Origin of the sequence: Heyndrickxia acidiproducens DSM 23148, assembly GCF_000374345.1 — a bacterium.
In the GTDB taxonomy this organism is placed as follows: Bacteria; Bacillota; Bacilli; order Bacillales; family Bacillaceae_C; genus Weizmannia; species Weizmannia acidiproducens.
Map to the genome: position 1 here is coordinate 39,697 of NZ_KB893976.1, position 14,582 is coordinate 54,278.

Genomic DNA, 14,582 nt, shown 5'->3' on the forward strand with positions numbered 1-14,582 from the left:
GTGATTGTTTCTCAAGCGTTTGGACTTAATTGGATTTAAATCGTTTGCAGAAAGAGTTTCGGTGGAGTTTGTCCCGGGCGTCACAGCAGTTGTCGGCCCAAACGGAAGCGGCAAAAGCAACGTGATCGATGCGGTCCGCTGGGTACTTGGGGAGCAGTCGGCAAAATCTTTGCGGGGCGGCAAAATGGAAGATGTTATTTTTGGCGGCAGTGATACGAGAAAACCGCTGAATTTTGCCGAGGTGACCCTGACACTTGAAAATGAAGACGGGAAGCTTCCAATTGATTACCAGGAAGTGAGCGTTACAAGGCGGGTGTACCGTTCGGGTGACAGCGAATTTTACATCAACAAACAGGCCTGCCGCCGAAAGGATATCGTCGAACTGTTTATGGACTCCGGCCTTGGCAAAGAAGCGTTTTCTATTATCAGCCAGGGAAAAGTGGAAGAAATTTTAAACAGCAAAGCCGAAGAACGCCGGACTATTTTTGAAGAGGCGGCGGGCGTTTTAAAATATAAAACACGCAAGAAAAAAGCAGAAGCCAAGCTCACCGAAACACAGGAAAATTTAAACCGGGTGAGCGACATTATTTTCGAACTGGAGGGCCGGATTGACCCGCTCAGGATCCAGGCTTCAATCGCCAGGGATTACCTGGAGCAAAAAGAAGCATTAAAAAACTACGAAATTGCGGTCACCGTCCATGAAATAGAAGAATTGCATGGCAAATGGGAGAACTTGAGCGCCTGGCTCGCGGAACATCAAGACCAGGAAGGTGCGCTTGCCACAGAAATCAAAAAAAGCGAAGCACACCTTGAAGAAAAAAAGAATCAGCTGGGTGCGCTGGATGAATCAATCAGCGATCTGCAAAATGTTTTGCTTGCAGCAACTGAAGAGCTGGAAAAACTTGAAGGGCGCAAAGAAGTATTAAAAGAACGTAAAAAAAATGCCACCCAGAACAAAGCACAGCTTGAGCGGAATATAAAAGAGGCCGCAGATACGCTATCGGCGCTTTCCAAAAATAAGAACAGGCTGCTTGAAGAAATGGAAGAGAACCGGCGTGCTGAGGCTGCCTTAAAAGAAAATGTAAAAAATAAACATGCCTTGCTTGCACAGTTCAATGTCAATATTGACGAAAAAATCGAGTCGTTAAAAAGCGACTATATTGAACTTTTGAATGAACAGGCGAGCGGAAAAAACGAAAGAAATTATTTACAGCAGCAATTAAAGCAGTCCGCTGTCCGCATTCAAAAATTGGACAGTGATAACCAAAAATATGTGGAAGAAAGAAAAACCATACGCGCCCGGAAAAAGGAAGCACATGCACGATGCAATCAGCTTGTACAAAAGCTGGAAGACGAAGTGGCTGCCTTCCGGGAAAAGCAAAGGCAGCTCGAGGCGGCCAATAATCGTTACCAGAAGCAGGAATCCAATCTGTACAAAGCCTATCAATATTTGCAAAAAGCCAAATCGCGCAAAGAAACATTGGAGGAAATGGAAGAGGATTATACCGGCTTTTATCAGGGTGTCCGTGCAGTCCTGAAGGCCAGAACGAAAGAACTGGATGGGATTGAAGGCGCCGTGGCCGAATTAATTCAGGTGCCCGGAACCTATGAAAAGGCGGTTGAAACGGCTTTGGGCGCAGCCATGCAGCATGTTGTTGTGGAAACGGAACATCACGGCAGGCGCGCAATTGAATTCTTAAAACAGCGGAAAGCGGGCCGTGCTACATTTCTGCCGCTTAATATTATCAGGCCGAAAATGATTCCGGCTGCACAGTTGAATCCGCTCCGCAGCGAGGATGCTTTTATTGGCATTGCGGACGGCCTCGTTCATACGGATGAGCGCTACCGGACGATTATATCGAATTTACTCGGAAATGTCGTGATTGCCCGTGACTTAAAAGGCGCCAATAAACTCGCCAAACTGCTCAGTTACCGGTACCGCATTGTAACGCTGGACGGCGATGTCGTGAATCCTGGCGGCGCAATGACAGGCGGGGCATCGAAACAAGGCGGCATATCATTGTTAAGCAGAAAAGGCGAGCTTGAATCACTAAAAGAAAAGCTCGCAGATATGGAAGCCAAAACGCTGGAACTGGAAGCGAATGTGAAGTCGCTGAAGAGCGAGGCGGAGAGAAAAGCAGAGGAACTGGAAGAAGCGAGAAAACGCGGGGAAGATCTGCGGCTTCAGGAACAGGGCGCAAGGGCGGAAATGCAAAGGCTTGAGCTGGCTGAGAAAAATATGAATGAGCATTTGCTTGTGTATGATATGGAAAAATCGGAAGCAGAAGAAAACAACCGCAGCGTTACAAAACGAATATCCGAAATTGAAGCCATGCTTGCCAGCCGTACGGAAGATTGCCGCAGGCTCGAGGCCGAAATTGAAGCCCTTTCGCTAAAGAAGAATGATGATACGACAACAAAAACCCAGCTTCAGGGCGAACTGAGCGATTTAAAAGCAAAACTGGCCGTCGAAGCCGAAAAATCAGCGCGGAACCGTGAAGAATTGGAGAAACTCAATCAAAGTATAAAGGAATGGTCGGAGCGAAAGGAAAGCTATGAGGACCAGTACCGCTTTTTGATGGATGAACAGACCCACCACCATACTTCTGAGAGTGAACTCATTGCGGCGGCAGAACAAAAAGCACGAGATAAAAATGATACCCTGGCCTTTATCTCAATCCGCAGGGAAGAAAGACTGAGGATGCAGGCAGAAATAGAAGATGCCGAACTGGCCTTAAAAGAGCTGAAACGCCGGCAGAAGGGGCTGCTTGTTGCGATTCAGGATGAAGAAGTAAAAGCAAACCGGCTTGAAGTTGAACTTGAAAACCGGCTCCGGCGGCTCCGCGAAGAATATACGCTCAGCTATGAAGCGGCTAAAGAAGCATATCCGCTGCAAGTATCAATTGAAGAGGCCCGCAAAAAGGTGAAATTGATTAAACTTGCAATCGATGAACTCGGCACCGTCAACCTCGGTGCAATTGAAGAATACGACCGGGTATCGGAACGCTACCAATTTTTAAAAGAACAGGAATCCGACCTGCTGGAAGCAAAAGATACGCTTGGCCAAGTTATTTTGGAAATGGACGAAGAAATGATCCGGCGCTTTGATGCAAACTTCAAAGCGATCCGCCATGAATTCGAGCCGATATTCAGGGAGCTTTTCGGCGGCGGCCGCGCGGATTTAAGGCTTACCGATCCAAAAGACTTATTAAATACAGGCGTGGAGATTGTTGCCCAGCCGCCGGGGAAGAAGCTGCAAAACCTTGGGCTTTTGTCAGGAGGAGAAAGGGCCCTGACCGCAATTGCGCTGTTGTTTGCGATTTTACGCATACGGCCTGTCCCGTTTTGCATCCTCGATGAAGTGGAAGCAGCCCTGGATGAGGCCAATGTCTACCGCTTCAGCAAATATTTAAAACAATTCAGCCGGGAAACCCAGTTTATTGTCATTACCCACCGTAAAGGGACAATGGAAGAAGCGGATGTTCTCTACGGCGTTACCATGCAGGAATCGGGCGTATCCAAGCTCGTATCTGTGAAACTTGAAGAATCCGCGGACCTGGTGGGCCAGGTTTCCTCTTAAGATTAAGCAATGAAGGAAGTGTCGATATGAGTTTCTTTAAAAAATTAAAAGAGAAAATTACCCATTCTTCCGATTCTGTGACAGATAAATTTAAAAGCGGGCTGGCCAAAACAAGGGACAATTTTACAAATAAAGTCAATAATCTTGTGGCACGGTACCGTAAAATTGATGAAGATTTTTTTGAAGAACTGGAAGAAATTCTGATTCAGGCCGATGTCGGTTTTCAAACCGTAATGGAATTAATTGAAGAACTTAAAATGGAAGTCAAGAGAAAAAATATCCAGGAACCATCTGAAGTCCAGCCAGTGATCTCCGAGAAGCTGGTAGAAATCTATTCAGAAGGCGGGGATGTACCGAATACATTGAATATAAAAGACGGCGGGCTGACGGTTATCCTGTTTGTCGGCGTCAATGGCGTTGGCAAAACGACGACCATCGGGAAACTCGCTTACGCTTTGAAAGAAGAGGGCAGGAAAGTGATGATGGCCGCGGGCGATACCTTCCGCGCCGGGGCAATTGAGCAGCTCGAAGTGTGGGGAAACAGGGTTGGCGTGGAAGTCATCAAACATGCGGAAGGTTCTGATCCGGCCGCGGTCATGTACGATGCCATCCAGGCTGCAAAAGCACGGAAAGCGGACATATTGCTGTGCGATACCGCCGGGCGCCTGCAAAACAAGGTTAATCTAATGAAGGAACTGGAAAAAGTCAAACGCGTGATTGAAAGGGAAGTCCCGGGCGCGCCTCATGAAGTACTCCTTGTGCTTGATGCAACGACCGGGCAGAATGCGATGATCCAGGCGAAAACCTTCAAAGAAGCAACCAATGTGACCGGCATCGTGCTGACAAAATTGGACGGGACGGCAAAAGGCGGCATTGTGCTTGCAATCCGCAACGAACTCCATATCCCTGTTAAATATGTCGGGCTTGGAGAAAAAATGGATGATTTGCAGGCCTTTGATGCAGAAAAATATGTATACGGGCTGTTTTCGGAGCTGATTGAAGAAACAGAAGAAGCGTAAGCACTTGTAAGTATGGGTGTGGCGCACGCCTTTATCATATCCATTGACAAACGCCCGGAACCTTTGTATCCTAACAATATGTAAAGGTGTTTCACTTAACAGGGGGCGGCGAATATGCTGGAGAAAACAACGAGAATGAACTACTTATACGATTTTTACCAGTCGTTGCTGACTCCGAAACAGCGCAGCTACATGTCCCTCTATTATTTGGATGATTTTTCGCTTGGCGAGATTGCCGCAGAATACGGGGTCAGCCGCCAAGCTGTTTACGATAATATTAAACGCACGGAACAAATGCTGGAAGAATACGAGAAAAAGCTGCAGCTGCTGCAGAAATTCCAGGCACGTGCACAGATTTTTAAATCAATGCGAAAATTACTGGAGCAGCATGCTGATTCAGAACTGCTCCACTTGCTTGAAGCACTTGAAAAACTGGAATAGGGGGCGAACATATGGCGTTTGAAGGACTCTCTGACCGTTTGCAAAGCACGATGCAAAAAATCCGCGGCAAAGGGAAAGTCTCAGAAAGCGATGTAAAAGAGATGATGCGGGAAGTCCGGCTCGCGCTTCTTGAAGCGGACGTTAACTTTAAAGTCGTAAAGAATTTTGTGAAAAAAGTAAGCGAACGGGCTGTCGGACAGGATGTGCTGAAAAGCTTAACACCCGGGCAGCAGGTCATCAAAATCGTTCAGGAAGAACTGACCAATCTGATGGGCGGGGAGCAAAGCCAGATTGCCGTGGCTAAACGCCCGCCGACTGTTATTATGATGGCCGGGTTGCAAGGGGCCGGGAAAACAACAACTACCGGAAAACTGGCCAATCTGCTGCGAAAAAAATATAACCGCAAACCATTGCTGGTGGCTGCCGACATCTACCGGCCGGCTGCAATCAAACAGCTGCAAACACTCGGCAAACAGCTCAGCATGCCGGTGTTTTCGCTCGGCGACCAGGTCAGCCCGGTAAAAATCGCCGAAGAAGCCATCCAAAAGGCGAAGGATGAGCATTATGATTATGTGCTGATTGATACAGCCGGCCGCCTCCATATTGACGGTGAGCTGATGAATGAATTAAAGGAAATCAAGGAATTGGCACACCCGGATGAGATTTTCCTTGTCGTTGATGCCATGACCGGCCAGGATGCCGTGAATGTCGCGCAAAGCTTTAATGAACAGCTCGGAATTACCGGTGTTGTGCTGACAAAGCTTGACGGTGATACACGCGGCGGGGCGGCTTTGTCCATCCGTGCAGTAACGGAGAAGCCCATTAAATTTGTCGGGATGGGCGAAAAAATGGATGCCCTTGAATCGTTTCATCCGGAAAGAATGGCCTCACGCATCCTCGGCATGGGCGATATCCTTTCGCTTATTGAAAAAGCCCAGGAAAATGTTGACGAAGAAAAAGCACGTGAACTCGAAAAGAAAATGCGGGATATGTCGTTTACGTTTGACGACTTTTTGGATCAGCTCGGCCAGGTCCGCAAAATGGGCCCGCTTGGTGACCTTCTGAAAATGATTCCGGGCGCGAATAAGATCAAAGGGATGGACAATCTGCAAATTGATGAAAAGCAGATTACCCATGTCGAAGCAATCATCCAGTCGATGACAAAGAAGGAAAAAACGCATCCCGAAATCATCAACGCCGGCAGAAAAAAGCGGATTGCCAAAGGTTCGGGCCGCCCTGTCCAGGAAGTCAACCGGCTTTTGAAACAATTTGAGGAAATGAAAAAAATGATGAAGCAAATGCAGGGCTTCACGCAAAAAGGCAAAAAAAGAGGCCTCAAATTCCCTTTTATGTAAAAAAATAAGGTGTTAAGAAAAAAGACTTTACACCACGCTGTTTTTTTGGTATCATTTTATCTTGTGATAAACATTATCGGAGGTGCTATTTTAAGATGGCAGTAAAAATTCGTTTAAAACGTATAGGAGCTAAAAAAACTCCTTTTTATCGTATCGTGGTTGCAGATTCCCGTTCACCTCGTGATGGACGTTTCATTGATACAGTAGGTACTTACAATCCGGTTCTGAACCCGGCTGAAGTAAAAATCGATGAAGAATTAGCATTGAAATGGATGCAAAACGGCGCGCAACCGTCTGATACTGTCCGCAACTTGTTCTCAAAACAAGGTATTATGGAAAAATTCCATAACGCAAAATACAGCAAATAATCGTGGCAGCCATGGATGAATTCATTTTAGCGATTGTAAAGCCCATTGTTGACCATCCTGAAGATGTCCGGGTGGAACGGGAAGAAGGCGATGCGGAAATCACGTACCGGCTATTTGTCCGCCAGGAAGACATCGGCAAGGTGATTGGGAAAAAAGGGCGTGTTGCTAAAGCCATCCGTACGGTTGTCTATGCAGCAGCCGGAGTACATGAACATAAGAAAATCCATTTGCAGATTGCCGATTAAAAACAGGCTAAGGAAACGGCCTGAATTTTAACATCAAAGAAGGGAGGGCCAACCTCCCTTTTTACATATTATCTTTTTAAACGGTTGAGCCGGCGGATGCTAAAATATCAAACGTTTACATAAACCTTCGCGGCCAACTGCTTGATACACAAAACTTGGCTGTTAAAGGGGGCGGGGAATCGTGAAAATCCTTCAAAATGTCACAGTCAAACAAATCCTTACCGAAACGAGTAAGCAAGCGCTGCAGCAAAAGTACTACGAAAGCAAACTCCAGCTGCAAAAAGAATGTGACCAGCTGCGGTTTGAATCAAAAAAACTGGAAAAAGCAAAAAAGTTCGCGGGCACGAGTTTAAAAATGCATTTTGAGAAAGAAATAAATAATCGCCAGGAAAAAATTAAACTGGTCGATTTTCAGATGGAACAATTGGAACTGCTTCCGATTGGCACGGAATTAAAAGAAAAGGAAATTCAGGCCATCGTTGAAATCCGGGAAGGCGATGATTGGAATTCAGTTTCAAAGGAAAAAACCATCATTGTGAAAGATGGGATCATCTTAGAAATACGCGAGAGGTGAGAAAATGACACAATGGTTTAATGTCGGAAAAATCATCAATACACACGGAATCCGGGGCGAGGTCAAAGTGATTTCAATGACGGATTTCAAGGAAGAACGCTACCAGCCGGGCAATAGCCTTTATCTGTTCCTCCCGGGTGAAAACGAACCGTTAAAGGTGCGCATCAAAAGTTACCGCAGCCACAAGCAGTTTGACCTGTTAAGCTTTGAAGGCTTTGACTCCATTGAAGCGGTTGAACCATGGAAAGAAGGCATTTTAAAAATATCAGAGGCGCAATTAAGCCGTTTAGGCGAAAATGAATATTATTTCCATGAAATCATCGGCTGTACAGTCTTCACGGCAGACGGCGGGAAAATCGGTACGGTAACAGAAATCTTGACCCCGGGGGCAAATGATGTCTGGGTCGTCCGCACAGATGACAGGAAAGAATATTTGATTCCTTATATCGGGGAGATCGTGAAGGACATTGATGTGTCCGGAAAAAGAATCGTGATTGAACCGATGGAAGGGCTGCTGTCATGAAAATCGATATTTTGAGTTTGTTTCCGGAAATGTTTGACGGCGTCCTCGGTTCGTCAATCTTAAAAAAAGCTGAAGAAAAAGGAATTGCCCGCTACAATGTCATCAATTTCCGCGACTACAGTGATAACAAGCATAACACAGTTGACGACTATCCGTACGGGGGCGGCGCCGGCATGGTGTTAAAGCCGCAGCCAATTTTTGATGCAGTGGAAGACCTGCTTCAAAACAATCGGGGAAAAAAACCGCGGATCATACTGCTCTGCCCCCAGGGTGAAACCTATTCGCAAAAAAAAGCAGAAGAACTCTCAAAAGAAGACCATCTTGTTTTCATTTGCGGACATTATGAGGGCTATGATGAAAGAATCCGTGAACATCTCATCACAGATGAAATTTCAATTGGCGATTATGTGCTGACAGGCGGGGAGCTGGGCGCAATGGTGGTCATTGACAGCATTGTACGCCTTCTGCCGGGCGTCCTTGGCAATGAGGCTTCCCCTGTTACCGATTCATTTTCCACAGGCCTGCTGGAGCACCCGCAATACACCAGGCCGGCAAATTTTCGCGGGATGAAAGTCCCCGATGTCCTGTTATCCGGGAACCATGAATTGATTCGAAAATGGCGCGATAAAGAATCGCTCTACCGGACGTATAGGAGAAGAAAAGATTTACTCCGCCATTATCCGCTTACAGACCAGCAAAAAACCTGGCTCAAAGAATGGGAAGAAGGCCGCAGTTAAGGAGTTGCATTCGGACTGCTTTTATGCTATGATTTCACTTGTGGCTTGCTGATGCAGGCTGCCGCAAAACAATGTTCCGCTGCAATTATACTAAGTTTTGCAAGAGCATTTGTTGGAAGGAGTTGAATACGATGCACAATATTATTGCTGAAATTACAAAAGACCAGCTTCGCACAGATCTTCCTGTTTTCCGCCCTGGCGATACTGTCCGTGTCCATGTGAAAGTTATTGAAGGATCACGCGAACGTATCCAAATTTTCGAAGGTGTTGTCATTAAACGCCGCGGCGGTGGAATCAGCGAAACTTTTACAGTACGTAAAGTTTCTTATGGTGTTGGGGTTGAGCGTACATTCCCTGTCCACACACCAAAAATTGCGAAGTTAGAAGTCGTGCGTCGCGGTAAAGTTCGCCGTGCGAAACTTTACTACCTGCGTAATCTGCGTGGTAAAGCCGCCCGTATTAAAGAAATCCGTTAATTCAGGAATATTTGTTTTAAAAAAGGGGCTTTTCGAAAAGCCCCTTTTCTTCATTTTCTAATAAAATGATTAAATCCTTTCAAAATACTATATAATGAATAGAAATACACAATACGATTATTGTGAATGAGGCGGTGTGAAAATGGCAAAACAAAAACAACCAAAAAATGAGCTCTGGGAATGGATAAAAGCACTGCTAATCGCTGTTGCACTGGCCGGTGTCCTCCGTTACTTTTTATTCGCCCCGATTGTGGTTGACGGTTCATCAATGATGCCGACGCTGAAAAACGGGGACCGGATGATTGTCAATAAGCTTGGCACACCGAAACGTTTTGATGTTGTCGTTTTCCATGCACCTGAAGGAAAAGATTACATAAAAAGGGTAATCGGGCTTCCAGGCGACCATATTGCGTATAAGAATGATGTCCTGTATATTAATGGAAAAGCCTATAAAGAGCCTTATCTCGACAAGTACAAAAAAGTAGTTGTTGACGGTCCGCTTACAGAAGATTTTACGTTGAAGGACTATATTGGGAGAGATACGGTGCCAAAAGGCCAAATCTTTGTCATGGGTGACAACCGCCGCTACAGCAAAGACAGCCGCCAAATCGGCACCATCCCTCTGAAAAAAGTCGTCGGCGACACAAAATTTGTATACTGGCCCCTCAAAGACGCCCATATTCTGAAATAGAAAAGCGGAGGGCGCCACAAAAAGGATCATAATATGTTGGAGTTGAAGCAGGATGGCAATACAATGGTTCCCCGGGCATATGGCCAAGGCGAGAAGAGAAGTAACAGAAAAACTCAAGCTCGTCGACATTATTTTTGAACTGGTCGATGCCAGGATCCCGGTTTCATCGGCAAACCCGATGCTGGACGAAATCATCCAGCAAAAACCGCGGATCACATTGCTGAGCAAGGCTGATATGGCAGATTCAAAAATGACGGCGCGTTGGCTTGAACATTTCGCAAACCAAAACCGGCACGTTCTTGCTATCGATGCACAAACCGGCACCGGCCTCGACAAAATGGTAAAACTGGCCGAAACGATTTTAAAACCAAAGCGGGACCGGATGCGTGCAAAAGGCATGAAGCCAAGAGCGATCCGGGCAATGATCATCGGGATTCCAAACGTTGGGAAATCCACGCTGATCAACAGGCTTGCTAAAAGAAACATTGCAAAAACAGGCAACACACCTGGTGTAACAAAGGCACAGGCCTGGATCAAAGTCGGCAAATCAATGGAACTGCTCGACACGCCCGGAATCCTGTGGCCGAAGTTTGAAGATGAAGAAGTCGGTTATAAACTGGCGCTAACCGGCGCCATCAAAGATACGATTTTAAATTTGCAGGATATTGCAGTATTCGGTTTGAAATTTACAGAAAAGCATTATCCGCAGGCCCTGATGGAACGTTATCAATTAACGGAAATACCGGCGGAAGTAGTGGGATTATTTGACCATATCGGCCGGCTGCGCGGTTGTTTAAGGGCCGGCGGTGAAGTGGATTATGACAAAACGGCAAAATTGATTATCCGTGACATTCGCGGGCAAAAACTCGGGCCGTTAACATTTGATATCCTGTAAGCACTCCCTTTTTTGGGAGTCTTATTTTTTTGAGGTGTTCAACAGATGAAAATCAGTGAAATTGAAACCCGGCTCGCCCTGCTCAGCAACCCGGATGATCCGTTTATTTTGGAGATGAGCCGGGATGGGCGCAAGGGCGTACAGAAAGCACTGGAAAAATGGAAAAAAAACCTGGAAAAACAAAAGCAGGCACGGGAAAAATTCGGGCGGATGCTGCATTATGAAAATACATTAAGGCAACAGGGCTGCCGGCTGATCGCAGGTATTGATGAAGCCGGGAGAGGCCCGCTTGCAGGCCCCGTAATTGCAGCAGCGGTCATTTTGCCTGAGGACTTTTATTTACCAGGATTAAATGATTCCAAGCAGTTAAGCGCAAAGCAGCGGGAAGCCTATTTTACAGGAATTTGCGAAAAAGCGCTAAAAATCGGCACCGGCATCATCGGTGCAGCGGAAATTGATGCCTTCAATATTTATCAAGCGGCCAAAAAAGCCATGGTACAGGCCGTTGCCAATTTACAGTTGAATCCGGACCATCTTCTGATCGATGCCATGGAATTGTCTGTTCCGTATCCGCAAACCGCCATCATCAAAGGAGATGCAAAAAGTATTTCTATCGCTGCTGCTTCCGTTATTGCAAAAGTGACGCGCGACCGGATGATGCACAAACTGGCAAAAACGTATCCGCAATACGGATTTGAAAGGAATATGGGTTACGGGACAAGGGAACATTTAAAAGCATTAGAACATTTTGGCCCATGCCCGGTACATAGAAAATCGTTTGCACCGGTTAAAGATTTGTTGTGAAACCGGCGATATATCAATAAAAGAAACAAATTTAATGCAAAAGGCGTGAAAAAAATGCAATTTGGCTCTGTAGTTGAATCGGCAATCTCAAGGCTTGCCCATACAAATTTGCAGACTTTCGAATTTAAAACCGGGCAAATTTTTTTCGCCAGCATTCAAAAGCTGTTTTCAAACCGCACCGCCCTGGTCAAAGCGGGTCCGCATACTTTTGTGGCGAAGCTGGAAGTCCCGGTTGAGAGCGGGAAGGGTTATTGGTTCCAAACCGTTTCCGCCGGGGGGGATGTGCAGTTGAAAAGGCTGGCCGGGCCGGACCGTACGGGAAGTGATACGCTCTTTTCCCAATTGCAACTGCCGGCCGGCAAAGAATACCGGGCCCTCGTCTCCTATTTGTCAAGCCAAAATCTTCCGTTCACAAAAGGGATGATCAGCGATCTTGGCAGCTGGCTGAAAGAAGCCCCGGACTTGCAAAAAGGGTTGGAGGCGGCAAAGGCAATGCTTGGAAACGGGTTGCCGCTGACAGAAGGCATCTTCCATTCGCTCGCCACAGCGGATCAGGCTGTGCCGGCTGCCACCCTGCTTAAAACCCTGCAGGCACAATTACAGCAGGAAAAACCGGCGGCACCATTAACCAAAACTATTTTATCAGCGCTGCAATCCGTTCTTGAACCGGAGAATCAGCCGCTTAGCGCAACCGGCAGCGGAATTGCCATGCAGATCAAAGACTTGATCAGAAAACTCGGCCTCTTTTATGAAAGCGGGATTCCTGACCTGCAGGAAAATTGGGATCAGGTTGCTGAAAAACCGTTAAAAGCACTGCTTGTTGAAATGCTGCAAAAAGAAGCCGGCCCGCAAAAGGCGCGTGAGACAGCGGAACAGCTTGTTTTAAAGATGAATGGCCAGCAGCTGGTTACCGCCCTCAATACACCCGTTCAGCATATTCTGATAGACCTGCCGCTGAATTTTCCGCATTTTCAAACCCACGCTGCCATCCAGTGGTCAGGCAAACAGAAGAACAATGGACAACTTGACAGTGATTATTGTAAAATCGTCTTTTATCTTGATTTGCAATTTTCAAATGAAACTCTTGTTGAAATGAATGTCCAAAACCGAATCATTTCTATAAATGTCAGCAATGGCAGCCCGCAATTTCAGGAGGCGGCGTGTAAAATCCTGCCGGCATTAAAAGCCAACTTGCAAAAGCTCAATTATACATTGTCGGCCGTCCATTTTCGTGCCCCCGGGGACGGGCTGCCGCTGCTTCCGGCTGCATTGCAACAAGAATCTTCCTATAAAGGGGTGGATATCAGGATATGAAAACAGAACACCATCCTGCACAAAAAGAAGCGGTTGCGCTCAGCTACAAGGCCGGCATCGATACTGCCCCCGTTGTAAAAGCAAAAGGGAAGGGGGCAGTTGCCGAACAAATTCTTCAAAAAGCAAATGAAAATCATGTGCCGATCCAGGAAGATCAGGATTTGGTCATGCTGCTGGGCCAGCTGAATATCAATGAAACGATTCCCGAAGAACTTTTTGAAGCGGTAGCCGAAGTGTTTGCCTTTATTTACAGGACCGACCAGTCTATGAAACCACCATCCTGAAAATATTTTTAAATAATATTCCGTTTTCTGATCTTAATTGTAGACATATTACCGGATGTTTATTAAAATGAAAGCGCAGTTAATTTTTTGAAGAGTTTGATAGGAGGATGGAAGATGAATATTCACGAGTATCAAGGCAAAGAGATCCTCAGAAAGTACGGGGTTGCTGTGCCGAACGGAAAAGTTGCTTTTACAGCCGATGAAGCGGTCGAAGCGGCAAAAGCACTCGGTACAGATGTTTGTGTCGTAAAAGCGCAAATTCACGCCGGCGGACGCGGAAAAGCGGGCGGCGTCAAGGTTGCAAAAAATCTGGATGAGGTTCGTACATACGCGCAGGAATTATTGGGAAAAACTTTGGTCACACACCAAACGGGCCCCGAAGGTAAAGAAGTAAAGCGCCTTCTGATTGAAGAAGGATGCGATATCCAAAAGGAATATTATGTCGGCCTTGTGCTTGACCGCGCGCAGTCAAGAGTCGTTTTAATGGCATCTGAAGAAGGCGGCACGGAAATTGAAGAAGTCGCGGCAAAAACGCCGGAAAAGATTTTCAAAGAAACCATTGATCCCGCTGTCGGTTTGCTTCCATTCCAGGCGCGCCGGATTGCGTTTCACATCAATATTCCTGGTAAACTCGTAAACCGGGCCGTGAAATTTATGATGGGCCTGTACCAGGTATTCGTTGAAAAAGACTGCTCAATCGCGGAAATCAATCCGCTGGTGACAACGGGAGACGGCAAAGTCATGGCACTGGATGCCAAATTAAACTTTGACTCTAACGGACTCTTCCGCCAGCAGGATATTCTCGAATACCGCGATTTGGATGAAGAGGACCCGAAAGAAATTCGAGCTTCAAAATACGATTTAAGCTATGTTGCCCTGGACGGGAATATCGGCTGCATGGTGAACGGGGCCGGCCTCGCAATGGCAACAATGGATATTATCAAATATTATGGCGGCGATCCTGCAAACTTCCTGGATGTCGGGGGCGGCGCAACTGAAGAAAAAGTGACGGAAGCGTTCAAAATCATCCTCTCAGATGAACATGTGAAAGGTATTTTTGTCAATATATTTGGCGGCATTATGAAATGCGATGTGATCGCGGCGGGCGTTGTAGCTGCATCCAAGCAAGTGGAACTGAAAATCCCGCTCGTTGTGCGCCTTGAAGGCACAAATGTGGAACTTGGCAAGAAAATCCTTAATGAATCCGGTCTGAAGATTATCGCTGCCGATTCAATGGCGGACGGTGCGCAGAAGATTGTTGAACTCGTCGGCTGAT

The 14,582-nt window shown here is 46.5% G+C and carries 16 protein-coding genes; all 16 read left to right on the forward strand.

The features are described from left to right. Positions 1 to 4: 4 nt before the first annotated feature. The 16 genes from smc to sucC all read left to right on the forward strand — a co-directional run bounded on the left by smc (position 5) and on the right by sucC (position 14,581). A complete protein-coding gene (gene smc, locus C232_RS0100200) occupies positions 5 to 3,580 on the forward strand; it encodes a chromosome segregation protein SMC (RefSeq protein WP_018660032.1) in 3,576 nt (1,191 codons plus the stop codon). A gap of 26 nt (positions 3,581 to 3,606) precedes the next feature. After that, the gene (gene ftsY, locus C232_RS0100205; RefSeq protein ID WP_018660033.1) at positions 3,607 to 4,599 is read left to right on the forward strand and encodes a signal recognition particle-docking protein FtsY; all 993 of its coding nucleotides are present in this window, start codon (positions 3,607 to 3,609) and stop codon (positions 4,597 to 4,599) included. 114 nt (positions 4,600 to 4,713) lie between these two features. Next, positions 4,714 to 5,040 carry a putative DNA-binding protein gene (locus tag C232_RS0100210; RefSeq protein ID WP_018660034.1) on the forward strand — a complete coding sequence of 109 codons (327 nt, stop codon included), beginning with the start codon at positions 4,714 to 4,716 and terminating at the stop codon, positions 5,038 to 5,040. Positions 5,041 to 5,051: 11 nt separating this feature from the next. Further along, entirely contained in the window at positions 5,052 to 6,395 is a 1,344-nt protein-coding gene (gene ffh / locus C232_RS0100215) for a signal recognition particle protein (RefSeq protein WP_018660035.1), read from the forward strand. A 95-nt stretch (positions 6,396 to 6,490) separates the two neighbouring features. Beyond that, on the forward strand, positions 6,491 to 6,763 hold the full coding sequence (gene rpsP / locus C232_RS0100220; RefSeq protein WP_018660036.1) for a 30S ribosomal protein S16: 273 nt from the start codon (positions 6,491 to 6,493) through the stop codon (positions 6,761 to 6,763). An 11-nt stretch (positions 6,764 to 6,774) separates the two neighbouring features. After that, entirely contained in the window at positions 6,775 to 7,008 is a 234-nt protein-coding gene (locus C232_RS0100225; RefSeq protein ID WP_026314415.1) for a KH domain-containing protein, read from the forward strand. Positions 7,009 to 7,189: 181 nt separating this feature from the next. Further along, positions 7,190 to 7,582, forward strand: coding sequence for a YlqD family protein (locus tag C232_RS0100230; RefSeq protein WP_018660038.1), 393 nt, complete (start codon positions 7,190 to 7,192; stop codon positions 7,580 to 7,582). A gap of 4 nt (positions 7,583 to 7,586) precedes the next feature. After that, positions 7,587 to 8,105, forward strand: a complete 519-nt coding sequence (gene rimM, locus C232_RS0100235; protein ID WP_018660039.1) for a ribosome maturation factor RimM — start codon at positions 7,587 to 7,589, stop codon at positions 8,103 to 8,105. Further along, the gene (gene trmD, locus C232_RS0100240) at positions 8,102 to 8,842 is read left to right on the forward strand and encodes a tRNA (guanosine(37)-N1)-methyltransferase TrmD (protein WP_018660040.1); all 741 of its coding nucleotides are present in this window, start codon (positions 8,102 to 8,104) and stop codon (positions 8,840 to 8,842) included. Before rimM ends, trmD begins: the two co-directional genes overlap by 4 nt. A 131-nt stretch (positions 8,843 to 8,973) precedes the next feature. Further along, the gene (rplS, locus tag C232_RS0100245) at positions 8,974 to 9,318 is read left to right on the forward strand and encodes a 50S ribosomal protein L19 (protein WP_018660041.1); all 345 of its coding nucleotides are present in this window, start codon (positions 8,974 to 8,976) and stop codon (positions 9,316 to 9,318) included. Between the two features lie 142 nt (positions 9,319 to 9,460). Continuing rightward, positions 9,461 to 10,009 (forward strand): signal peptidase I, encoded by a 549-nt coding sequence (lepB, locus tag C232_RS0100250; protein WP_018660042.1) that lies wholly within the window; start codon positions 9,461 to 9,463, stop codon positions 10,007 to 10,009. Positions 10,010 to 10,061: 52 nt separating this feature from the next. Further along, entirely contained in the window at positions 10,062 to 10,904 is an 843-nt protein-coding gene (ylqF, locus tag C232_RS0100255) for a ribosome biogenesis GTPase YlqF (protein ID WP_018660043.1), read from the forward strand. A 45-nt stretch (positions 10,905 to 10,949) separates the two neighbouring features. Then, positions 10,950 to 11,708 (forward strand): ribonuclease HII, encoded by a 759-nt coding sequence (locus tag C232_RS0100260; RefSeq protein WP_018660044.1) that lies wholly within the window; start codon positions 10,950 to 10,952, stop codon positions 11,706 to 11,708. Between the two features lie 54 nt (positions 11,709 to 11,762). After that, positions 11,763 to 13,022, forward strand: a complete 1,260-nt coding sequence (locus C232_RS0100265; protein ID WP_018660045.1) for a hypothetical protein — start codon at positions 11,763 to 11,765, stop codon at positions 13,020 to 13,022. Continuing rightward, entirely contained in the window at positions 13,019 to 13,306 is a 288-nt protein-coding gene (locus C232_RS0100270) for an EscU/YscU/HrcU family type III secretion system export apparatus switch protein (RefSeq protein WP_018660046.1), read from the forward strand. The genes C232_RS0100265 and C232_RS0100270 overlap by 4 nt, the downstream gene beginning before the upstream one ends. A 114-nt stretch (positions 13,307 to 13,420) precedes the next feature. After that, positions 13,421 to 14,581 carry an ADP-forming succinate--CoA ligase subunit beta gene (gene sucC, locus C232_RS0100275; RefSeq protein ID WP_018660047.1) on the forward strand — a complete coding sequence of 387 codons (1,161 nt, stop codon included), beginning with the start codon at positions 13,421 to 13,423 and terminating at the stop codon, positions 14,579 to 14,581. The last annotated feature ends 1 nt before the right edge of the window (position 14,582 follow it).

Excerpts from the sequence above, each read along its gene's own strand:
- lepB (WP_018660042.1), top strand. The coding sequence starts at position 9,461 with ATGGCAAAACAAAAACAACCAAAAAATGAGCTCTGGGAATGGATAAAA.
- rimM (WP_018660039.1), top strand. The coding sequence starts at position 7,587 with ATGACACAATGGTTTAATGTCGGAAAAATCATCAATACACACGGAATC.
- C232_RS0100225 (WP_026314415.1), top strand. The coding sequence starts at position 6,775 with ATGGATGAATTCATTTTAGCGATTGTAAAGCCCATTGTTGACCATCCT.
- sucC (WP_018660047.1), top strand. The coding sequence starts at position 13,421 with ATGAATATTCACGAGTATCAAGGCAAAGAGATCCTCAGAAAGTACGGG.
- C232_RS0100260 (WP_018660044.1), top strand. The coding sequence starts at position 10,950 with ATGAAAATCAGTGAAATTGAAACCCGGCTCGCCCTGCTCAGCAACCCG.
- ylqF (WP_018660043.1), top strand. The coding sequence starts at position 10,062 with ATGGCAATACAATGGTTCCCCGGGCATATGGCCAAGGCGAGAAGAGAA.
- C232_RS0100265 (WP_018660045.1), top strand. The coding sequence starts at position 11,763 with ATGCAATTTGGCTCTGTAGTTGAATCGGCAATCTCAAGGCTTGCCCAT.
- ffh (WP_018660035.1), top strand. The coding sequence starts at position 5,052 with ATGGCGTTTGAAGGACTCTCTGACCGTTTGCAAAGCACGATGCAAAAA.
- C232_RS0100210 (WP_018660034.1), top strand. The coding sequence starts at position 4,714 with ATGCTGGAGAAAACAACGAGAATGAACTACTTATACGATTTTTACCAG.
- rplS (WP_018660041.1), top strand. The coding sequence starts at position 8,974 with ATGCACAATATTATTGCTGAAATTACAAAAGACCAGCTTCGCACAGAT.
- ftsY (WP_018660033.1), top strand. The coding sequence starts at position 3,607 with ATGAGTTTCTTTAAAAAATTAAAAGAGAAAATTACCCATTCTTCCGAT.
- C232_RS0100270 (WP_018660046.1), top strand. The coding sequence starts at position 13,019 with ATGAAAACAGAACACCATCCTGCACAAAAAGAAGCGGTTGCGCTCAGC.
- trmD (WP_018660040.1), top strand. The coding sequence starts at position 8,102 with ATGAAAATCGATATTTTGAGTTTGTTTCCGGAAATGTTTGACGGCGTC.
- rpsP (WP_018660036.1), top strand. The coding sequence starts at position 6,491 with ATGGCAGTAAAAATTCGTTTAAAACGTATAGGAGCTAAAAAAACTCCT.